The sequence below is a fragment of the Pseudomonas sp. BRM28 genome (assembly GCF_002939405.1).
GTDB lineage: Bacteria > Pseudomonadota > Gammaproteobacteria > Pseudomonadales > Pseudomonadaceae > Aquipseudomonas > Aquipseudomonas palmensis.
In genome coordinates this window covers 2,242,603-2,262,594 of record NZ_PEFV01000001.1, presented here as the reverse complement: position 1 = coordinate 2,262,594, position 19,992 = coordinate 2,242,603, and the positions used below count along the sequence as shown (strand labels likewise).

Annotated in this window: 19 protein-coding genes; 5 read left to right on the top strand and 14 right to left on the bottom strand. The window is 66.5% G+C overall.

Annotated elements, in window-relative coordinates:
• Positions 1–6: 6 nt before the first annotated feature.
• The 13 genes from kdpC to CR917_RS10780 form a co-directional block, all read right to left on the bottom strand.
• On the bottom strand, positions 7–567 hold the full coding sequence (gene kdpC / locus CR917_RS10840) for a potassium-transporting ATPase subunit KdpC (RefSeq protein WP_054915735.1): 561 nt from the start codon (positions 565–567) through the stop codon (positions 7–9).
• A gap of 14 nt (positions 568–581) precedes the next feature.
• The gene (kdpB, locus tag CR917_RS10835; protein ID WP_104572274.1) at positions 582–2,633 is read right to left on the bottom strand and encodes a potassium-transporting ATPase subunit KdpB; all 2,052 of its coding nucleotides are present in this window, start codon (positions 2,631–2,633) and stop codon (positions 582–584) included.
• 10 nt (positions 2,634–2,643) lie between these two features.
• Positions 2,644–4,338 carry a potassium-transporting ATPase subunit KdpA gene (kdpA, locus tag CR917_RS10830; RefSeq protein WP_104572273.1) on the bottom strand — a complete coding sequence of 565 codons (1,695 nt, stop codon included), beginning with the start codon at positions 4,336–4,338 and terminating at the stop codon, positions 2,644–2,646.
• An 8-nt stretch (positions 4,339–4,346) separates the two neighbouring features.
• Positions 4,347–4,436: a K(+)-transporting ATPase subunit F gene (gene kdpF, locus CR917_RS10825; RefSeq protein WP_043863107.1), complete on the bottom strand. Its 90-nt coding sequence runs from the start codon at positions 4,434–4,436 to the stop codon at positions 4,347–4,349.
• 193 nt (positions 4,437–4,629) lie between these two features.
• On the bottom strand, positions 4,630–5,682 hold the full coding sequence (locus tag CR917_RS10820) for an AI-2E family transporter (protein ID WP_043863108.1): 1,053 nt from the start codon (positions 5,680–5,682) through the stop codon (positions 4,630–4,632).
• A gap of 11 nt (positions 5,683–5,693) precedes the next feature.
• Positions 5,694–6,503: a DUF4892 domain-containing protein gene (locus CR917_RS10815; RefSeq protein ID WP_043863109.1), complete on the bottom strand. Its 810-nt coding sequence runs from the start codon at positions 6,501–6,503 to the stop codon at positions 5,694–5,696.
• 115 nt (positions 6,504–6,618) lie between these two features.
• On the bottom strand, positions 6,619–7,470 hold the full coding sequence (locus CR917_RS10810; RefSeq protein ID WP_100634702.1) for an alpha/beta hydrolase: 852 nt from the start codon (positions 7,468–7,470) through the stop codon (positions 6,619–6,621).
• Positions 7,467–8,261: an alpha/beta fold hydrolase gene (locus CR917_RS10805; protein WP_054915681.1), complete on the bottom strand. Its 795-nt coding sequence runs from the start codon at positions 8,259–8,261 to the stop codon at positions 7,467–7,469. The genes CR917_RS10810 and CR917_RS10805 overlap by 4 nt, the downstream gene beginning before the upstream one ends.
• 92 nt (positions 8,262–8,353) lie before the next feature.
• Positions 8,354–8,701, bottom strand: coding sequence for a hypothetical protein (locus tag CR917_RS10800; protein ID WP_043863112.1), 348 nt, complete (start codon positions 8,699–8,701; stop codon positions 8,354–8,356).
• An 81-nt stretch (positions 8,702–8,782) separates the two neighbouring features.
• Positions 8,783–9,226 (bottom strand): hotdog fold thioesterase, encoded by a 444-nt coding sequence (locus CR917_RS10795; RefSeq protein ID WP_043863113.1) that lies wholly within the window; start codon positions 9,224–9,226, stop codon positions 8,783–8,785.
• Positions 9,227–9,252: 26 nt separating this feature from the next.
• Entirely contained in the window at positions 9,253–9,708 is a 456-nt protein-coding gene (gene sixA, locus CR917_RS10790; protein WP_100634700.1) for a phosphohistidine phosphatase SixA, read from the bottom strand.
• Positions 9,705–10,052, bottom strand: a complete 348-nt coding sequence (locus CR917_RS10785) for a DUF4389 domain-containing protein (protein ID WP_043863115.1) — start codon at positions 10,050–10,052, stop codon at positions 9,705–9,707. The genes sixA and CR917_RS10785 overlap by 4 nt, the downstream gene beginning before the upstream one ends.
• Before the next feature lie 16 nt (positions 10,053–10,068).
• Entirely contained in the window at positions 10,069–11,094 is a 1,026-nt protein-coding gene (locus CR917_RS10780; protein ID WP_104572272.1) for an NAD(P)H-dependent glycerol-3-phosphate dehydrogenase, read from the bottom strand.
• 170 nt (positions 11,095–11,264) lie between these two features.
• Between CR917_RS10780 and CR917_RS10775 the strand changes: the two genes are divergently transcribed.
• The 5 genes from CR917_RS10775 to fabB all read left to right on the top strand — a co-directional run bounded on the left by CR917_RS10775 (position 11,265) and on the right by fabB (position 18,144).
• Positions 11,265–13,376 carry a TonB-dependent siderophore receptor gene (locus CR917_RS10775; protein ID WP_104572271.1) on the top strand — a complete coding sequence of 704 codons (2,112 nt, stop codon included), beginning with the start codon at positions 11,265–11,267 and terminating at the stop codon, positions 13,374–13,376.
• A complete protein-coding gene (locus CR917_RS10770) occupies positions 13,376–14,269 on the top strand; it encodes an ABC transporter substrate-binding protein (protein ID WP_043863118.1) in 894 nt (297 codons plus the stop codon). Before CR917_RS10775 ends, CR917_RS10770 begins: the two co-directional genes overlap by 1 nt.
• A complete protein-coding gene (locus CR917_RS10765) occupies positions 14,266–16,191 on the top strand; it encodes an ATP-binding protein (RefSeq protein ID WP_104572270.1) in 1,926 nt (641 codons plus the stop codon). The genes CR917_RS10770 and CR917_RS10765 overlap by 4 nt, the downstream gene beginning before the upstream one ends.
• A gap of 205 nt (positions 16,192–16,396) precedes the next feature.
• Positions 16,397–16,912: a 3-hydroxyacyl-[acyl-carrier-protein] dehydratase FabA gene (fabA, locus tag CR917_RS10760; RefSeq protein ID WP_043863120.1), complete on the top strand. Its 516-nt coding sequence runs from the start codon at positions 16,397–16,399 to the stop codon at positions 16,910–16,912.
• Between the two features lie 11 nt (positions 16,913–16,923).
• Positions 16,924–18,144 (top strand): beta-ketoacyl-ACP synthase I, encoded by a 1,221-nt coding sequence (gene fabB, locus CR917_RS10755; protein ID WP_054915677.1) that lies wholly within the window; start codon positions 16,924–16,926, stop codon positions 18,142–18,144.
• A gap of 141 nt (positions 18,145–18,285) precedes the next feature.
• On the opposite strand, the gene CR917_RS10750 is transcribed toward fabB, so the two are convergent.
• On the bottom strand, positions 18,286–19,911 hold the full coding sequence (locus CR917_RS10750; RefSeq protein WP_104572269.1) for a methyl-accepting chemotaxis protein: 1,626 nt from the start codon (positions 19,909–19,911) through the stop codon (positions 18,286–18,288).
• Between the last annotated feature and the right edge of the window lie 81 nt (positions 19,912–19,992).

Sequence of the window (19,992 nt, the reverse complement as noted above, 5' to 3'; positions counted from 1 at the left end):
ACGTCCTTATTTCGAAGCAGGTGCGAGCTGGTCGAGGGCCGCATTCAGGGCCAGGATATTGACCACCGGCGGCCCCACCAGTGGGTGCAGGGTGGACTGCTCCACCAGGGCTTGCAAGGTGGGCAGCGGCAATTGCCGCGCCGCTGCCACCCGCGCCAGCTGATAGGCCACGGCTGCTGGCGGCAGGTGCGGGTCCAGGCCGCTGCCGGAGGTGGTCAGCAGCGCCAGCGGCACCGGGCCTTGTGCCGGCACATACAGCGCCTGGGCCTGCTCGCCCACGCGTTTGGCCAACGCCGGGTTGCTCGGCGCCAGGTTGCTGGCACCGCTGGACACCGTGGCATAGTCGGCCGCCGAGGGCCGCGGCTGGAACCAGCCCGCGCCACTGAACGGCTGGGCCAGCAGGCGAGAGCCGCGCACCTGGCCACTGTCGTCGCGCAGCAGGCTGCCGTTGGCCTGCTCGGGGAACGCCACCTGGGCGACTCCGGTGACCACCAGCGGGTACACCGCGCCGGTGATCAGGGTCATTAGCACAATCAGGCTCAGGGCCGGGCGTACTAGCGTCGTCATGTTCATCTCCCAGTTCACACAAGGTGCAGCGCATTGAGCGCCAGATCGATCAGCTTGATCCCCACGAACGGCACCAGCAGCCCGCCCAGACCGTAGATCAGCAGGTTACGCCGCAGCAGGTGGGCAGCGCTGGCGGCCTGCACCCGTACCCCGCGCAGCGCCAGCGGGATCAGCACCACGATGATCAGCGCGTTGAACACGATCGCCGAGACGATGGCGCTCTGCGGGCTGGCCAGTTGCATCAGGTTGAGCACGCCCAGCTGCGGGTAGATCGCAGCGAACAGCGCCGGCAGGATGGCGAAGTACTTGGCCACGTCGTTGGCAATGGAAAAGGTGGTGAGCGCGCCACGGGTCACCAGCAGCTCCTTGCCCACCTGTACCACATCCAGCAACTTGGTCGGGTCGCTGTCCAGGTCGACCATGTTGGCCGCCTCGCGGGCCGCCTGGGTGCCGTCATTCATGGCCATGCCGACATCCGCCTGGGCCAGCGCCGGGGCGTCGTTGGCACCGTCGCCGCACATGGCTACCAGGCGCCCGTCGTTCTGTTCCTGGCGAATGCGTGCCAGCTTCTTCTCCGGCGTGGCCTCGGCCAGCACGTCGTCGACCCCGGCCTCGGCGGCAATCGCCGCGGCGGTCAGCGGGTTGTCGCCGGTCACCATCACGGTGCGAATGCCCAGTTTGCGCAGCTCGGCGAAGCGCTCGCGAATGCCGGGCTTGACCACGTCCTTGAGGTGGATAACGCCCAGCAGGCGCTTGTCCACGCACACCAGCAACGGTGTACCGCCGCTCTGGGCAATGCGGTCGACTTCACGGGCCAGGGCGGCCGGCAGGTCCAGGCGCTGCATGCCGACGAACGCCAGTACCGAATCCACCGCGCCCTTGCGGTAGCGCTGGGCGCCGAAGTCGACGCCCGACAGGCGGGTTTCGGCGCTGAAGGCCACCGGCACCAGGTGTGCAGCGTCGGGTGGGGTGAAGTCATGCAACTGGCGCAGGTAGTCGACGATCGACTTGCCTTCGGCGGTGTCGTCGGCCAGCGAGGCCAGCAAGGCGCCCTCGCCCAACTCGCGGGCAGTGATGCCGGGGGCGGCGTGCACCGCACTGCAACGGCGGTTGCCGAAGGTGATGGTGCCGGTCTTGTCCAGCAGCAGCACGTGCACGTCGCCGGCCGCTTCCACTGCACGCCCCGAACGGGCAATCACGTTGAGCCGCACCAGGCGGTCCATGCCGGCGATGCCGATGGCCGACAGCAGGCCGCCGATGGTGGTGGGGATCAGGGTCACCAGCAAGGCCACCAGAAACACCATCGGGATGCTGCCACCGGCAAAGTGCGCGAAGGGCTGCAGCGTGACCACTACCACCAGGAAGATCAGCGTCAGGCCGATCAGCAGGATGTCCAGGGCCACCTCGTTGGGCGTCTTCTGGCGTTTGGCGCCCTCGACCAGGGCGATCATGCGGTCCAGGGTCGACTCGCCCGGGTTGCTGGTGATCTGCACCAGCAGCCAGTCGGACACCAGCCGGGTGTTGCCGGTGACCGCAGAGCGGTCGCCGCCAGACTCGCGGATCACCGGTGCGGACTCGCCGGTGATTGCCGCCTCGTTGACCGCGGCGATCCCTTCGATCACCTCGCCGTCACCCGGGATCATCTCCCCGGCATCCACACGCACCACATCGCCTTTGCGCAGGTCACTGGCCGGCACCACCTCGAACTCGCCCGAGGCCATGCGCCGCCGCGCGCTCAGGCCCTGGCTGCCGGCCTTGAGGCTGTCGGCGCGGGCCTTGCCACGGCCTTCGGCCAGGGCCTCGGCGAAGTTGGCGAACAGCACGGTGAACCACAGCCACACGGCGATCTGCACCGATACGCCGGTGGGTACGTCGCTGGGCAGCAGGCACAACAGGGTGGTGAAGATAGCGGTCAGTTCCACCACCAGCATCACCGGGGCGCGCTTGAGCTGGCGCGGGTCGAGCTTGACGAATGCCTGCACCAGGGCCGGACGCCAGAGCGCGGCGAAGGTGGTGCGGGCAGTGGCGGACGGGGCCGCCTTCACTTCGGAAACAGGCAGGTTCATGGTCGGCTCCTCACAAGCCCAGGCTCAGGTATTCAGCAACCGGGCCCAGGGCCAGGGCCGGCAGGAAGGTCAGGCCACCGATCAGCAGGATGGTCACCAGCAACAGCGTGACGAACAGCGGGCCATGGGTCGGGAAGCTGTTCTGGCCCACCGGTGCGCTCTTCTTCAGCGCCAGGCTGCCGGCCAGGGCCAGCACCGGCAGGATGTAGCCGAAGCGCCCGATCAACATACCCAGGCCGATCATCAGGTTGTGGAAGGTGGTGTTGGCGCCCAGCCCGGCAAACGCCGAGCCGTTATTGGCACTGGCCGAGGTGTAGGCGTAAAGCAACTGGCTGAAGCCGTGCGGGCCCGGGTTGCTGACCGCGGCGGCAGGCCCCGGCAGGCTGGTGGCCAGCGCGCCGAGCACCAACACGCCCACCGGCATCACCAGCAGCGTGGCGACCAGTAGTTGCACCTCGCGGGCCTGCAGCTTCTTGCCCAGGTATTCAGGGGTACGACCGATCATCAGCCCGGCCAGGAACACCGCGATCAGCACGTTGAGCAGCATGCCGTAGAGCCCGGCGCCGACGCCGCCGAAAATCACCTCGCCGACCATCATGTTGACCAGCGCGACCATGCCGCTGAGCGGGTTGAGGCTGTCGTGCATGTTGTTCACCGAGCCGTTGGAGGCCGCGGTGGTGGTCACGCTCCAGAGCACGCTGGCGGTGGTGCCGAAGCGGCTCTCCTTGCCTTCCAGCGGCGCGGTCTGCTCCACCAGCGGGCTGTTCAGGGTGGGGTTGGGCTGGTACTCCGACCACAGCGCGGTGGCGCCGCCGATCACGAACAGCGCAAGCATGCAGGCGATGATCGCGCGGCTCTGGCGCAGGTCCTTGACGTAGTGGCCGAAGGTGAACACCAGGGCCACCGGAATCAGGATGATCGAGGCCACCTCGAACAGGTTGCTCCAGGCGCTGGGGTTCTCGAACGGGTGCGCCGAGTTCACCCCGAAAAAGCCGCCGCCGTTGGTGCCCAGCTGCTTGATCGCGATCTGGCTGGCAGCCGGGCCCAGCGGGATCACCTGGTCGGCGCCCTGCAGGGTCAGTGCATGCACATAATCGGTGAAGGTCTGCGGCACGCCCTGCCATACCAGCAGCAGCGCCAGCAGCAGGCACAGCGGCAGCAGCCCGTAGAGGGTGGCGCGGGTCATGTCGACCCAGAAGTTGCCCAGGGTGCTGGCCGAGCGTCGAGCAATGCCACGACACAGCGCGACCAGCACGGCAAGGCCGGTGGCGGCGCTGACGAAGTTCTGCACGGTGAGGCCGAGCATCTGGCTCAGGTAGCTGAGCGAGGCTTCGCCGCTGTAGGACTGCCAGTTGGTGTTGGTCATGAAGCTGACGGCGGTGTTGAACGCCAGCGACCACTCCTGGCTGGGCAGGTGCTGCGGGTTCAGCGGCAGGTGCCCTTGCAGCAGCAATACGGCAAACAGCAGCCCGAAGCCTGCAAGGTTGAAGGCAAGCAGCGCCAGGGCGTACGCCTTCCAGCTCTGCTCGGTGGCGGGGTCGACCCCGGCCAGCCGGTAGCAGCCCCGCTCCACCGGCCCCAGCAGCGGGCTCAGCCAGGTGCGCTGGCCTTCCATCACCTTGTAGTAGAAGCGGCCCAGCCAGGGCGCCGGCAGCAGCACCAGGGCGAAAAAGGCCAGCAGCAATGCGTAATCGTAACTGTGCATGGCTGCTCCTAACCGCGATCGGCGCGCAGCAGCGCGGCCATCAGGTACACAAACAACGCCACTGCCAGCAGCAGTGACACCCCGTCCAAAATGCTCATGAAGAATCTCCGTCCCGCGGCACGGTGCCGCTGACGGTGATTGTCGGGAGGGGGGGCGTAAAGGGGCGAGAGGGCTAGCGAGGGTTGGGTATAAAGAATGCGTAAAGAGAGCAAGTCGGCATGGCTGGGGCGCCCCGCTGGCCGGCAGGGCCGGCGCCTGGCAAGGGCGGCCCGGCCAGCCAGGCCGGTGCGATCAGGCCCGCGGCGGGTGCTGCGGCTCGCTGCGGGTCCAGTCCAGCAGCAGGCTGTAGGCCACTGCCAGCAGCGTGGGGCCGATGAACAGGCCGATGAAGCCGAACGCCAGCAACCCGCCAAACACCCCCAGCAGCACGATCACCAGCGGCAGGTTGCCGCCCCGGCTGATCAGGTAGGGCTTGAGCACGTTGTCCACGCCACTGATGATGAACGTGCCCCAGATCCCCAGGAACACCGCCATGCCGTACTGGCCCTGCCACGCCAGCCATGCGGTGGCCGGCACCCAGGCCAGCGGCGGCCCCATGGGGATCAGGCTGAGCAGGAAGGTCACCAGGCCCAGCACCAGCGCGCCCGGCACCCCGGCGATCAGGAAGCCGATCAGCGCCAGCAGGGCTTGCGCCGCTGCGGTGCCGATCACGCCGTTGACCACCCGTTGCACGGTGCCAGCCACCAGGTCCAGGTAGTATTCGGCGCGCTCGCCGATCAGGCGGTTCAGCAGGCGCAGCACGAAGGCCGACAGCCGCGGCCCGTCACGGTAGAAGAAGAACACGAACACCAGGCTCAGGGTCAGTTCGAGAATCCCGCCGCCGATCTGCGCACTGCGGGCCAGCAACCAGTTGCCCACCTGCCCCAGGTGTGGCTTGATCGCCGCCAGCATGGCCGCGCCCTGCTGGTCGAGGGTGTCCCAGAAGCCGACCAGGCGCTCCCCCACGAAGGGTATGCCGCCCAGCCAGGCCGGCGCATCGGGCAGGCCGTCGACCTGCACGTCGCGCACGAACGCGGTGGCATCACGAATATGGTCGGCCAGGTTGAAGCCCAGCCACACCAGCGGCAATGCCACCAGCAGCATCCACACGCCCGTCAGTACACTCGCCGCGAGGGTTTCGCGCCCGCCGAGCACGCGCGTGAGCAGGCGCATCAGCGGCCAGCTGGCATAGGCCAGGATCGCCCCCCACAGCAGCGCGGAAATGAACGGGGCCATGACCCACAGACCGGCCCCCAGCAGGCCGATAAGGATGATCTGTACCAGCAGGCGATCGTTGTTGAGCATAGCGGCCCCGGTCAGCGGATCAGTTCGACATGCAGCCCGGCAGCCGGCTGCGTCCCCACTTCAAGCCGTGCTGCGCGCACCCCGGCCTTGACCAGTTGCTCGCGCCAGGCCTCGGCCTGGGCGCCGGTCAGGGTCACGCGCAAGGTACTGTTCAGGTTGAGGCTGCGCGACAGCAGGTTGACCCAGGCCGGCTGCGGTTCGCCCTTGAGGTCGGCATAGTCGAGCTTGCCGGTGCTCAGCAGTTCGCGCTGCACGGTGGCCGGCGTGGGCAACACCTCGCCCAGCGGTGCGTTGGCCACGAACTCCTCGACATGCAGGTACGCGCGCCGATTGCCCTTGGTGATGCTGTACAGCGCAACCAGGGTGTCGCTGGAGGCGCCGGAGCGGCGCAACAGAATGAACGCCTGCTGATTGTCGGCACCGGTCAGGTTGAATCGCCCGGCCAGCTGCGCCGACCACAGGCTGCTTTCACCGCAGTCCTGCCCCTGGCACCAGAACAGCGGATAGCCACCTGCGGTCTGCAAGGCTTCGCGGGCGGCGGTAAAGGCTTCGTTGGCACTGCGCTCGGCCGGCAGCTGGTAGGTGGCATAGCTGACCTTGCCGCGGCCCTCGACCTTGCCCTCCATGCGTACCACATTGCTGATCTTGCGCAGCGAACCGAGGGGGTACACCCGCTCCTGTTCCTGCTCCAGTTCCTGCGCACTGGTCTGGCCCACTACCTTGGCATCCACCGGAATCGGCAGTTGATCGGCCATCAGTGGTGTGCTGGCAAGCACGGCCAGGCCGGCAAGGCCTGTTCGAATCAGACGCGAAATACTCATTGGCGGGCCATGGCGCTAAGGGCCTCGATGGCGAAAAAAGGTGCAACGGTGTCGCGCTTGGTCATGGTTGTCTCCCTGTTCAACCCGCCAAGCCTCGACAGTTGCCCGCCGCAAGTCAAGAAATGGCAAAGAAGCGATTGAAACAGTCTGCAACAAGGCTGGCGCCCGACTCGTCGTTCAGGTGCAGGTGATGCCCGCCCGGCAGCTGTTCCAGCTTGAAGGGTAGCTGCTCGAGCAGGGGGGTGTTGCGCGCCAGCATGCCGTCGGCGGCCACCACCAGTTGGGTCGGACAGGCGATGCGGCGCACGAAGGTCAGCGCCTGTTCTTCGCTCATGCGCAGCGGCGACGGCAGGGTCAGGCGGCTGTCGCTGCGCCAGGTGTAGCCACCCGGCACCGGCATCAGGCCGCGCTGGGCCAGCAGCTCGGCGGCCTCGCGGGTGACCGCGACCATGCCCTGCATGCGCGCCTGCACCGCCAGCTCCAGGGTCGGGTAGACGGTCTTGCCCTTGCCGCCCTGGCGCAACTGCGCCTGCAAGGCCATGCCCATGCGCTCGGCCGTGTCCTGGGGGCCGGCGCCGGGCGGGATCACCCCGTCGATCAGCGCCAGGCGGGTGACCCGCTCGGGCAAGGCACCGGCCAGGATCACCGAGATGATCGCCCCCAGCGAGTGCCCGAGCAGGGCAAACCGTTGCCAGCCCAGTTGCTCGGCTACCCGCAGTACGTCGTGGGCGTAGTCCCACAGCGCGTAGCCGGCGCCCACCGGCCGATGGTCTGAATAGCCATGCCCGGCCAGGTCCAGCGCCACGATGCGCAGCCCATGCAGCCGGGGCGCCAGGCGCGCGAAGGTGTTGGCGTTGTCGAGCCAGCCATGCAGGGCGATAACCGGGATGCCCTGCTGCGGGCCGAACAGGTGCGCTGCCAGTTCGATGTGCCCCAGGTTCAGGCGCACTTCCTCCACGCCACTCATTGCACCGCTTCCTGCCAGCGATCGAACAGGCCCTTGATCAGGCTCGCGGTGTCATGCGGGCGCTCCAGCGGAAACATGTGCCCACCCGGCAGGCTGTGGAACTCGCCCCTGGGCATGCTGCGCACGGCATACGCGTGGTGGCGGCGTACCACGCGGCTCTGGCTGCCACGCACCATCGCCAGCGGCAGCGTCAGCTGGCGGGCCGGGCCGGGGCTTACGTGGGGCAGGCTGCGATAGATGCTGATCTCGGTGGCCGGGTCGAAGCGCAGGCGCAACTGCTCGCCCTCGTCCTGCAGGCCATGTTCCAGATAAGCCTCGAAGCAGTCGGGGTCGAACTGGCGAAACAGCGCCTTGCCGGTGAAGTAGGCCCGGGCGCTCTCGCGGTCGGCGAACGCCTCGCGGCGTCCCAGGGTGCGGCCGGCCGGGGTGATGCGGTCAATGAAGCCAAAGCGCTTGGCCAGCTGGATCAGCCACTCGTCGGCTCGGGTCAGCACCGGCGAATCGAGCATCACCACCCCACGGTAGTACTGCGGGCAGCGCATCGCCGCGTGCAGGTGCAGCACCCCGCCCAGCGAGTGCCCTACCCCCCACACCGGCTCGGGCTGCTGCTCCAGGTGATGGATCAGTTCATCGACCAGGTTCTGCCAGTTGTCGTTGACCGGAAAGCGCGGGTCGTGCGCGTGCTGCGGCAGGTGGGTGACGTGATAATCGGGGGCCAGCGCAGCGAACAGCTTGCCGTAGGTGGCCGAGGGGAAGCCGTTGGCATGGGCGAAGAAGATCTGCTGCGTCATGGTCGCCTGTCCGCGAAGGGGAATCGGGCCATTTTCCCCGCCACGGCAACACCCGGCAACATCCGTACAGGCCAGGGAGCACGACGATCAGGTCAATTCGCGTCGAAGCTGGCGATCGAACGGCGCAGGCAGGCCTGCAGGTACAGCAACTGGTACTCGAGCGCATCACGTGCCTTGCGCTTGTGCTCGCGGCTCAGTTCGGCCCGGCGCAGTGCCAGGCAGGTGGCCTGCAACTGATGCCCCATCAGGCGGCCCGTCTCGCGCAATTGCCTGAGCTCGCGCAGCCCCTCCAGGCGTCGCATCAACTCGTCGAGCTTGGCCTCGGCACTGTCCTTGAGCACGTTGTACTCGGCAAAATCCAGCGCCTGGGCACGCTCGACCTGGCGCACGATGTCGTAGAAGTAGGCCGAGCCTGCCATTTCCGGATCCGGTGTGTTCATCGCCAAACTCCTGTTCGCGCCCCCGATGGGTCCTGGGGGCACGCTAGCAAGGCAGGGCATGGGCAACAACTGGTAGAAATATCAGGTCGCCGGTGGGTTGTCGCCCAGCGCGATGACGGCGATGGTCAGGCGCGAGATGCAGTTGAGCTTGCCGTCTTCGGTGCTCAGGCGGATGTCCCACACATGGGTGCTTCGGCCAATGTGCACGGGCCGGGCAGTGGCCGTGACGCGCCCGCTGCGCACACCGCGCAGGTGGTTGGCGTTGATCTCCAGGCCCACGCAATAGAAGCGCGTGGTGTCGATGCACAGGTAGCTGGCCATGGAGCCGACGCTCTCGGCCAGCACCACCGAGGCGCCGCCGTGCAGCAGGCCGAACGGCTGGTGGGTGCGCTGGTCGACGACCATGCTGGCGCTCAGGGAGTCGTCGGTGAAGCCTTCGAAGCGAATATCCAGCACTTCGCCGATGGTGCCTTTCTGGCGGGCGTTGAGCTGGTCGATATCGGGTTGGGTTTTCCAGAGGCTCATGCAGCATTCCTTGTCGTGGTTGGCGATCAGGGGGGAGTGAGACTGCGCAGTGTCATCAGCCCGGCCAGGGGGTGGTCGCCGTCGAGTTCGGCCAGGCTGGCGGTGCCCATGGGTGCGGGGTCCTTGCGGTGGCCATGCTCGAGCAGGCACACCAGCGTGCCCACCAGCGGTTGATGGCTGACCAGCAGCACCTGCTCCACCCCCAGCCTGTCCAGCTCGGCGATGACCTGCTGCGGGTCGCTTTCGGGGGTGAGCCAGGGCACGGTCTGCACCGGCTTGTCCAAACCCAGCGCCTCGTGGACCAGCGCAGCGGTCTGCTGCGCGCGTACATAGGGGCTGGCCAGGATCACCTGCGGCGCGCAGCCGAGCAACTGGGCGGCACTGCGCAGCACCTGCTCGCGACCGTGGGCGGTCAGCCGGCGTTCGGCGTCGCTGTTGGCGCGGGGCTCGGCTTCACCGTGGCGCAGTACCCACAGCTTCACAGCTTGGGCTCTTCGTCACGCGCCGGGTGTGGCGCAGGCGGCACGCTGTGGGCGGCTTCGCCTTCCGGCGCGCGCGGGGTGGGCCAGTCGGCGAACGGCCAGGGCTTCTGGTCGGTGTGGAAACTGCCGAAGCGACCGATCTGGGCCAGAAACTGGCTCAGACTGTCGCCGAAGTTCATCAGGCTGGCACTGGGTGCGCCGTAGATCAGCCGGTACACCAGTTGCACCACCACCAGGCCACCGAGCAGCAGCTCGGCCAGTTGCCATACCAGTAGGAACACCAGCATCCACAGCACACGCAAGATGATCGATTCGCGCTGCGCCTGTTTTGGGGACTCGTTCATGCCCTGCTCCTGTAATTCAGTTGAAACCGCTGGTGGAAATGAAGTCGACGTCGGTTTTCGGCTCGCCGCGCATCAGCAGCTCGATCACCTGGCTCAGGGTCCGGCCTTCGAACAGGATGGCATGCAGGCCGGCTACCAGCGGCATGTACACCTGCACTTGCTCGGCCTTGGCCTTGAGCACCTTGAGGGTGTTGACCCCTTCGGCCACCTCGCCCAGGCGGTTGACCGCCTCGTCCAGGCTCAGCCCCTGGCCCAGGGCATGGCCGACCTGGTAGTTGCGGCTCTTGGGCGAGGAGCAGGTGACGATCAGGTCGCCGACACCGGCCAGGCCCAGGAACGTCATCGGGTTGGCGCCCTGGCTGACGGCGAAGCGGGTCATCTCGGCCAGCGCGCGGGTGATCAGCATGCTCTTGGTGTTCTCGCCCATGCCCAGCGCCACCGCCATGCCGGCGATGATGGCATAGACGTTCTTCAGGGCGCCGCCCAGCTCGACGCCAAAGCGGTCGTTGCTGGCATAGACACGGAAGGTACGCCCGTGCAGCACGGCCTGGACCCGCTGGCACAGCTGCTCGTCCTCGCTGGCGACCACGGTGGCGGTCAGCGCGTGCTCGGCCACCTCGCGGGCCAGGTTGGGCCCGGAGAGCACGCCGATGCGCGCCTGTGGGGCGATCTCTTCGAGAATCTGGCTCATCAGCTTGAAGGTGTGCGCCTCGATGCCCTTGGTCAGGCTCACCAGCAGCTTGTTGCTCAGCAGCTCGGCATGGGGCGCCAGCACGCTGCGCAGGGCGCTGGACGGCAAGGCGACGAAGATCAGCTCGCAGGCCTGCAGGGTGGCCATCAGGTCGTTGACCGGCTCGACGCCCGGGTGGATCTTCACGCCCTTGAGGTAGCGCGGGTTTTCGCGGTTGTTGCGCATGGCCTCGGCTTGCTCGGGGTCGCGCATCCACTGCCGTACCTCGACACCATTCTCGGCCAGCAGGTTCGCCACGGCGGTACCAAAGCTCCCGCCTCCAAGAACTGCAACAGGCTGCTGTTCAGTCATATCCAATCCGTTAAAACCAATAAAGTGGCGACCCCCGCATTATACGGAGCGTTAAGGCCACGGCCAGCGCCAGATGTGCGATTGGACCGCAGCAATGCGGGTTTGATCGCTGGAAAAAGCCGGCTACTCGGTTAACATGCCCGCTCGATACCCGCCATCAAGGCCGCGCCGTGCATCTTGGCCCTCCCCCCTCGCGCCCGCTGGTTCTGCTGACTGCCCTGCTGGGCGGTCCGGCGGTGGCGGACGACCTGTTCGTCGACAGCCAGGCGCTGCCGCAGATCCTGACCGCCACCCGCCTCAGGCAGTCGCCGGCGGCGGTGCCCGGCAGCATGAGCGTGCTCGACAGTGAGCTGATCCGCGCCAGCGGCGCGCGCAACGTACCCGAACTGCTGCGCCTGGTGCCCGGCATGATGGTCGGCTACGGCGCGGGCAACCAGCCGGCGGCCAACTACCACGGCAGCAGCGTCAACGATGCGCGGCGCATGCAGGTGCTGGTCGATGGCCGTTCGGTGTACCGCGCGGGGCTGGCGACGGTGGACTGGGGCGATATCCCGCTGGCACTGGAGGATATCGAGCGCATCGAGGTGTTCCGCGGGCCCAACACCGTCAGCTATGGCGCCAATGCACTGATGGCGGTGGTCAACATCCTCACCCGCAGCCCGGCCGACAGCCATGGCACGCGGCTCAAGGTGATCCGCGGCCAGCGCGGCATCGACGACTGGTACGCCAGCCAGGGCCTGGGCTGGGACGGCGGCGACCTGCGCCTGTCGCTGTCGGGCCAGCAGGACGACGGCTTTGACCACAACGCGCAGGGCCAGCACTACCGCGATGGCCGCCGCCTGAACCGCCTGAGCCTGAGCGCCAGCCATGCGCTGAACGCCGAGCAGAGCCTGGACTGGCAGTTTTCCGCCAAGGAAGGCAGCGAGCAGCGCCCCTATGCCTATACCCCGGTGTTCCCCGGCGTTAGCGGCGCAGGGGCGAACGCCGACGTGAATGCCAAGGACTACGCCGCCTCGGTACGCTGGAACATCGACCTGGACCCGCGGCACAGCCTGTACCTGCAGGGTTCGGCGCTGCACTGGGATCGCCAGCAGGTGTGGCGCGCGTGCGATGCGGCCATCGCCTTCAGCCCGCAACTGGCGCAGCTGTGGCGGCTCAACCCGGGCTATACCGAACGCCTGGCCCGCAACATCGACGCACCGATTCCTCCCGGCAGCGACCAGGAGCAGGCGCTGGCCCGCGAGGTCCGCCAGCAGTGGCACAACGGCGGTGCCAACCCGGTGTGCGGCGACATCGACCAGAGTACCCGCGAAAGCCGCCTGGACCTGGAGCTGCAGGACACCCTGAGCCTGAGCGACAGCCTGCGCCTGGTCAGCGGCGTCGCCTACCGCTACGACCGGGCCGACTCGCAGACCTACTACGATGGCAGCCTCGACGACACCACCTGGCGCCTGTTCGGCCAGCTCGAGTGGCGCGCCGACGAACACTGGATCGTGCAGGGCGGCGCGATGTTCGAGGATACCCGGCTGGCGGGCAGCTCGCTGGCCCCGCGCCTGGCCGTGAACTACCTGATCACCCCGCGCCACGGCCTGCGTGCGGTGTACTCGGAGGCGGTACGCTCGCCGGACATGTTCGAGAACAACGTCAACTGGAGCTACCGCGTCGACAACCTGCGCCCGGCCGCCTTCGGCCAGCGCCACGCCGAGTACTTCGTCACCACCCGCGGCCCGGGCGATCTCGACCAGGAACGCATGCGCTCGCAGGAGCTGGGCTACAACGGCTTTTTCAGCGAAATCGGCCTGAGCCTGGACATCAAGCTGTTCCATGACCAGCTCACCGGCATGGTCAGCGAACCGCTGCGCAACAACCGGCCCATCGCCAGCAACGCCAACAAGGCGCGTTTCACCGGCAGCGAGGCGCAACTGGACTGGCAACTGCACAGTACCGACCGCCTGCGCCTGACCTACGCCTATGTGGATGCCTGGGCCAGCAACCCCGATGACCGCCACCTCAGCGCACGCAACAGCGGCTCGGCCGGCTGGCTGCGCGACTGGGGCCGAGGCTGGTCGAGCGCAGTGTTCTACTACGGCGACGACGCCCTCAACCAGTACCGCTTCGAGCGTGTCGACCTGCGCGTGGCCAGGCGCATCCCCATCCGCAACGCCAGCCTGGAGCTGGCCGGGATGCTTCAGCAACGCCTGGATGACGAGCCCACCAGCAACTGGCAGAACCGCTACGACAGCCGGCAGGTGCTGTACCTGAGCGCGGAGCTGGAATTCTGATGCGCCTGCTGCACGCTTGCCTGGTGCTGATGCTGGCGTGGCCGCTGAGCGCACTGGCGGCCGCAGACATTCTGGTTACCGCCGCCCAGGGCAATGCAGGCGTGCGCGACTTCGTCACCGCCCTGCGCGCGCAGCGCCCCACCGATCACGTGCGCTTCACCGCCGTGTCAGAACTGCCTGCCGGGCACAGGCTCAAGCCGGGCACGCGCCTGATTCTGCTCGACCTGGCCGCACTGGACTGGCGCCTGAAACAGGCCGAAGGCCCGCCGACGCTGGCCTTGCGGGTCAGCCGGGTACAGGCCAGCCGGCACCTGGGCGACCGACGCCCGTCCTACCTGAGCCTGCTGTGGAGCGACCCGCCGCCCGCGCGCCAGTTGCGCCTGGCCCACTACCTGCTGCCCCAGGCCAGGCGCATTGGTGTGCTATATACCGAGAACAGCCGGTTCCTGCTCGACGAGCTGCGCCAGGCGGCCAAGGCGCTGCGCCTTGAGATCATCGCCCAGGCCTGGCCCGACCCGCGTGACAATCGGCCGCTGCAGGCCGTGCTCAAAAACAGCGATGTGCTACTGGGCCTGGACGACCCACTGCTGTACAACGCCACCACGGCCAAGCACCTGCTGCTGAGCAGCTATGCACGCCAGGTCCCGCTGATCGGTCCGAATGCCGGGTTCGTGCGCGCCGGCGGGCTGGCCAGTACCCTGAGCGACCAGCATGACTGGCTGGCGGTGCTCGACCGCCTGCTCGACCAGCCGCCGGCGGCCTGGCCGCGGACGTTGTACCCCGAGCGATTTCGCGTGGCCGGCAACCAGCAGGTGGCTCGAGCCCTGGGCATCGAGGCAATAGACCCGGTGGCCGCACAGCAGGCCGTGGCCGCAGGAGAGAAGCACCGATGAAAAAACTGACCTGGGACATCAGTACCCGCACCCAGATCATCAGCCTGGGGCCGGCCCTGCTGCTGACGTTGCTGCTGATCAGCTTCTTCACCTTCGTGCGCATCCAGGACTTGCGCCAGGAGCTCAACCATACCGGCCAGCTGATCGCCAACCAGCTGGCACCGGCCTCGGAATACGGGGTCATTTCGGGCAATGACGAAGTGCTCGAGAGCCTGATGCGCGCCACCCTGACCATTCCGCATGTGCGCTTTCTCGAAGTGCAGGACAGCGAAAACCACATCCTGGTGTATGTCGAGCAGGCCGACGAGCACGAGAACCGCCCCCAGCAGGTCGAGGTATTCCAGGCGCCTATCCGCCTGCAGCGGATCTTCCTGGACAGCGATTTTCTGCACAGCGGTGGCTCGGCCTCGACCCGCAAGGACGATTACCTGGGCCGGGTGATCGTGGGCATGTCCGATGACGCCTTCAACCAGCGCCAGCAGGAAATCGTGATCAAGGCCGCGATCCTGGCCCTGTTCGCCCTGCTGTTCACCTTCATCCTCGCACGGCGCCTGGCGCGCAGCCTGTCGCGTCCGATCAGCGACATGGGGCACGCGGTCAAGGCCATCCAGAAAGGCGACTTCAACGCGCCGCTGCCGGTGGTCGACGACAGCGAGCTGGGCCACCTGGCCCGCCACATCAACAACCTGGCCAGCGGCCTGGCACAGGCCAGCCACGAGCAGCAACAGGCCATCGCCCAGCTGATCCAGGCCCGCGAGGAAGCGGAACAGGCGAACAAGGCCAAGTCGGACTTCCTGGCGATGATGAGCCACGAGCTGCGCACCCCCATGAACGGGGTGCTGGGCATGCTGCAACTGCTGCAGACCACCGCGCTGAGCGAAGAACAGAGCGAGTACGCGGCCGTGGCCAGCGAGTCCACCGGCCATCTGCTCAAGGTGATCAACGACATCCTCGACTTCTCGCGGATCGAGCGCACGACGCTGGAGCTGGAGCACATCGAGTTCAACCTGGCCGAGCTGCTGGGCAGTTGCACACAGTCGTTCCAGCATGTCGCCCAGCAGCGCGGATTGCTGCTGCTGGCGCCACTGCCGCCGGGCATGGAACAGTTGCGCGTGGCCGGCGACCCGACCCGCATCCGCCAGGTGCTGGTGAACCTGATCGGCAACGCGCTGAAGTTCACCGAACACGGCAGCGTGCAGATCGAACCGCGCTGGCAGGTACTGGACCGACAACTGATCTGGTTCACCTGTGCGGTGCGCGATACCGGCATCGGTATCGACAGCGAGCGCCTGGAAACCATGTTCGTTGCCTTCCAGCAGGCCGACAGTTCTATTTCACGACGTTACGGCGGTACCGGCCTGGGGCTGTCTATCGCCCGCACCCTGACCGAGCGCATGGGCGGCACGCTGCGTGCCGAAAGCCGTGAAGGCAGGGGCTCGACCTTTACCCTGGAAATGCCGCTGGCGCTATGCATGCAGCAGAACCCCACGCTGCCTGCGCCCAGGGCCGACAACAGTGACCCTGGCCAGGGCCGGCGCATCCTGCTGGTGGAGGACAACCCGGTGAACCAGGCCGTGACCCAGGCCATGCTGCGCAGCCTGGGGTTCGAGGTGTGCGTGGCCGCCGATGGCGCCCAGGCGGTGGCGCTGGCCAGCCGCCAGCGCTTTGCCGCCACGCTGATGGATTGCCGCCTGCCGGTCATCGACGGCTACGAGGCCACCCGGCGCATCCGCCAGATCCCCCATGCCGCAGCCATGCCGATCATCGCCCTGACTGCCAACGCGCTGCAGGGCGATCGCGAACGCTGCCTGGCCGCCGGCATGAACGACTACCTGACCAAGCCGTTCAAACGCATTGATCTGCAGCAGATTCTGCAACGCTGGCTGCCCGCACAGGCATCTGTGACTGGCGATAAATGCTAAAGTGCGGCAGTCTTACAGACTGAACCGGGCCCTTGCCGGGCTTGTCATAAAAATTTCAGTGCACAAGTGTACATCTTCGTCCCCTGTGCTGTGACTTTCACTACAACGCAATAGTCTATGTGTAGGCTGCCGCCCCAAGCCTGAGGCTTTTGGGTCGGTCGGGAAGATCTACCCCGTGCCGCACGGTGACTATTGAGGAGCTCGCATGACCAAACAAAACGCCTTTACCCGGGAAGACCTGCTGCGCTGCAGTCGCGGTGAGCTGTTCGGCCCAGGTAACGCGCAACTGCCCGCCCCTAACATGCTGATGGTGGATCGCATCACGCACATCAGCCAAGAGGGTGGCAAGTACGGCAAAGGTGAGTTGGTCGCCGAGCTGGATATCAGTCCAGACCTGTGGTTCTTCGCCTGCCATTTCGAAGGCGACCCGGTGATGCCAGGCTGCCTGGGCCTGGATGCCATGTGGCAGCTGGTCGGATTCTTCCTGGGCTGGCAAGGCCTGCCAGGCCGTGGCCGGGCCCTGGGTTCGGGCGAAGTGAAGTTCTTCGGTCAGGTACTGCCGACCGCCAAGAAAGTCACCTATAACATCCACATCAAGCGCGTCCTGAAAGGCAAGCTGAACATGGCCATCGCCGATGGCTCGGTCAGCGTCGACGGCCGCGAGATCTACACCGCCGAAGGCCTTCGGGTCGGTGTATTTACCTCCACTGAAAATTTCTAAGGGTTATTCGCATGCGCCGCGTCGTAATCACAGGTCTGGGCATCGTATCGTGCCTGGGCAATGACAAAGAGACCGTCTCCGAAAACCTGCGTAAAAGCCGTCCGGGCATCCGTTTCAACCCGGAATACAAGGAAATGGGGCTGCGCAGCCAGGTTTCCGGTTCCATCGACCTCAATCTCGAAGAGCTGATCGACCGCAAGGTCTATCGCTTCGTCGGTCACGCTGCCGCCTACGCCTACCTGGCGATGCAGGACGCGATCAAGGACTCGGGCCTGAGCGAAGAGCAGGTGTCCAACCCGCGCACCGGTCTGATCGCCGGTTCCGGCGGCGCCTCGACCCTGAACCAGATGGAAGCGCTGGACATCCTGCGCGAAAAAGGCGTCAAGCGCGTCGGCCCATACCGCGTTACCCGCACCATGAGCAGCACCGTGTCGGCGTGCCTGGCCACCCCGTTCAAGATCAAGGGCCTGAACTACTCCATCGCCTCGGCGTGCGCCACCAGCGCGCACTGCATCGGTACCGCGATGGAACAGATCCAGATGGGCAAGCAGGACGTGGTGTTCGCCGGTGGCGGTGAAGAAGAGCACTGGAGCCAGTCGTTCCTGTTCGACGCCATGGGCGCACTGTCCAGCAAGCGCAACGACACCCCGGAAAAAGCCTCGCGCGCCTACGATGCCGACCGTGACGGTTTCGTCATCGCCGGCGGTGGCGGCATGGTAGTGGTCGAGGAGCTGGAGCACGCTCTGGCCCGTGGCGCGAAGATCTACGCCGAAATCGTTGGCTACGGCGCGACCTCCGACGGTTACGACATGGTTGCCCCAAGTGGCGAAGGCGCGATCCGCTGCATGCAGCAGGCGCTGTCCACCGTCGATACCCCGATCGACTACCTGAACACCCACGGCACCTCGACCCCGGTCGGTGACGTTGCCGAAATGAAGGGTGTGCGTGAAGTGTTCGGCGACAAGGCCCCGGCCATCAGCTCCACCAAGAGCCTGTCGGGCCACTCGCTGGGCGCTGCCGGCGTTCACGAGGCGATCTACTGCATGCTGATGATGGAAGGCAACTTCATTGCCGGCTCCGCCAACATCGACGAGCTGGACCCGGAAGTGGCCGACCTGCCAGTTCTGCGCGAAACCCGCGAAAATGCCAAGATCGACACCGTGATGAGCAACAGCTTCGGTTTCGGCGGCACCAATGCCACCCTGGTGCTCAAGCGCTGGGCTGGCAAGTAAGCAAGGGCTCGCCCCTGCTGTAGAAACGCCCCGACTGGTTCGGGGCGTTTTTGTTTGCGACTTTCGGGGCAATTGGCCGGCAAGGCCGGCTCCTGCAGGGCACGCGATGCCTGTAGGGGCCGGCCTTGCCGGCCAAAGGCGTTACACCGAAAACCTGCCCACCAGCGTATTGAGCTCGATGGCCAGCTGCGACAACGCCTGGCTCGCCGCGCTGGTCTGGTTGGCCCCCGCCGAGCTCTGCAGCGCCAGGTCGCGGATGTTGGTCAGGTTGCGGTCCACCTCCCGCGCCACCTGTGCCTGCTGCTCGGACGCACTGGCGATCACCAGGTTGCGCTCGTTGATCAGGCTGATGGCCGTGGCAATCTCTTCCAGCGCCGTACCCGCCGCATGCGCGCCATCCAGGGTGCCCTGAGCACGCTGGTTGGTCTGCTGCATGCCCTCCACCGCCCGGTCGGTACCCTCCTGGATGCCACCGATCATCTGTTCGATTTCCCGTGTCGACTGCTGGGTACGATGGGCCAGTGCCCGTACCTCGTCGGCCACCACTGCAAAACCGCGCCCGGCATCCCCCGCCCGCGCCGCCTCGATGGCCGCGTTCAGGGCCAGCAGGTTGGTCTGCTCGGCGATCGAACCGATCACATCCAGCACCTTGGTGATGCCGTGCACCTGCTCGGCCAACTGCCCGACTTCCGCGGCATTGGCGGTAACGCCATCGGCCAGCGCCTCGATCGACGCCACCGTCAGGCGCACCTGCTCGCGCCCCTGACGGGCAATGCGATCGGACTCGGTCGAGGCCTGGGAGGTGGCCACCGCATTGCTCGCCACCTCTTCCACCGCGGCGGTCATCTGGTTCACGGCGGTGGCGGCCTGCTCGATTTCCTGGGTCTGCTGGTGCAGGCCGCGGGTAGCGTCCTCGGTCACTGCGCTGAGCTCTTCGGACGCCGAGGCCAGCTGGTTGGACGAATCGGAAATACGCCCGATGGTGTCGCGCAGGCTCTGCTGCATCTGCTTGAGGGCCGCCTGCAAGCGCGCCGGCTCGTCACTGCCCTCCACGTTGATCTGCGGGGTCAGGTCGCCGGTGGCGACCACCTCGGCCACCTGCAGCGATTGCGCCAGCGGGCGCACGATACTGCGGGTCAGGGTCAGCGCCAGCACCACGGTGAGCACCAGTGCGGCCACCAGCAGGCCGACCACCCACACGCGGGCACGCTCATACACCGTGCCGGCAAGCTCGGTGGCCATGTTGGCGTGATGGTTGTTGAGGGCGATCAGCTCGTTGAGGGTGGTGGTGAGCTGATCGGCCAGCTGGTTCATCTCACCGTTGACCAGCGCCACCGCCTCCGTTGTCTGGCCCTGCAGGGCCATCTGCGCTACCCGTGCCTGATAGCCCAGGTACTGCTGCTCGAGCTTGAGGTAGCGGTCGAACAGCGCCTGCTCCTCGGGCAATGCAATCAGGGCCTGGTAGCGTTGCTGTTCCTTGCCCAGCTCGCCCTTGATCTGCTCGATGCGTGAATGGGTCTGCTGCTGCGCGGCGTTGTCGCTGTTGAGCAGCAGGCGCAGGGTCAGTGCCCGTATCCGGAACATGTCCTGGCTGATCTGCCCCACCGAGATCACACTGGGTAGCCAGTTGCTGTCGACCTGTTCGGACTGCTGGCGCATGCTGCTCATCTGCAGGAGCGAGAAGGCCCCCAATGCAAACACCAGCAACGCTACCAGACCAAACCCCAGACCTGCCCGCGGCGCAATGTTCAAACGTCTCAAGCTCATCTTCCGGTTCCCTCCAAAAGCGCTGCATCGGTCATGCAGCTGACGTGCTTATTAGAAGGTATCGGCCCTTGAGATTTTTGC

Bases quoted from the DNA above. Each gene is read 5' to 3' on its own strand.
- kdpC (WP_054915735.1), bottom strand. From the start codon at position 567: ATGACGACGCTAGTACGCCCGGCCCTGAGCCTGATTGTGCTAATGACC.
- fabB (WP_054915677.1), top strand. From the start codon at position 16,924: ATGCGCCGCGTCGTAATCACAGGTCTGGGCATCGTATCGTGCCTGGGC.
- CR917_RS10795 (WP_043863113.1), bottom strand. From the start codon at position 9,226: ATGAGCCTCTGGAAAACCCAACCCGATATCGACCAGCTCAACGCCCGC.
- fabA (WP_043863120.1), top strand. From the start codon at position 16,397: ATGACCAAACAAAACGCCTTTACCCGGGAAGACCTGCTGCGCTGCAGT.
- kdpB (WP_104572274.1), bottom strand. From the start codon at position 2,633: ATGAACCTGCCTGTTTCCGAAGTGAAGGCGGCCCCGTCCGCCACTGCC.
- CR917_RS10765 (WP_104572270.1), top strand. From the start codon at position 14,266: ATGAAAAAACTGACCTGGGACATCAGTACCCGCACCCAGATCATCAGC.
- CR917_RS10770 (WP_043863118.1), top strand. From the start codon at position 13,376: ATGCGCCTGCTGCACGCTTGCCTGGTGCTGATGCTGGCGTGGCCGCTG.
- CR917_RS10800 (WP_043863112.1), bottom strand. From the start codon at position 8,701: ATGAACACACCGGATCCGGAAATGGCAGGCTCGGCCTACTTCTACGAC.
- CR917_RS10780 (WP_104572272.1), bottom strand. From the start codon at position 11,094: ATGACTGAACAGCAGCCTGTTGCAGTTCTTGGAGGCGGGAGCTTTGGT.
- CR917_RS10815 (WP_043863109.1), bottom strand. From the start codon at position 6,503: ATGAGTATTTCGCGTCTGATTCGAACAGGCCTTGCCGGCCTGGCCGTG.
- kdpA (WP_104572273.1), bottom strand. From the start codon at position 4,338: ATGCACAGTTACGATTACGCATTGCTGCTGGCCTTTTTCGCCCTGGTG.
- CR917_RS10785 (WP_043863115.1), bottom strand. From the start codon at position 10,052: ATGAACGAGTCCCCAAAACAGGCGCAGCGCGAATCGATCATCTTGCGT.
- CR917_RS10820 (WP_043863108.1), bottom strand. From the start codon at position 5,682: ATGCTCAACAACGATCGCCTGCTGGTACAGATCATCCTTATCGGCCTG.
- CR917_RS10810 (WP_100634702.1), bottom strand. From the start codon at position 7,470: ATGAGTGGCGTGGAGGAAGTGCGCCTGAACCTGGGGCACATCGAACTG.
- kdpF (WP_043863107.1), bottom strand. From the start codon at position 4,436: ATGAGCATTTTGGACGGGGTGTCACTGCTGCTGGCAGTGGCGTTGTTT.
- CR917_RS10750 (WP_104572269.1), bottom strand. From the start codon at position 19,911: ATGAGCTTGAGACGTTTGAACATTGCGCCGCGGGCAGGTCTGGGGTTT.
- CR917_RS10805 (WP_054915681.1), bottom strand. From the start codon at position 8,261: ATGACGCAGCAGATCTTCTTCGCCCATGCCAACGGCTTCCCCTCGGCC.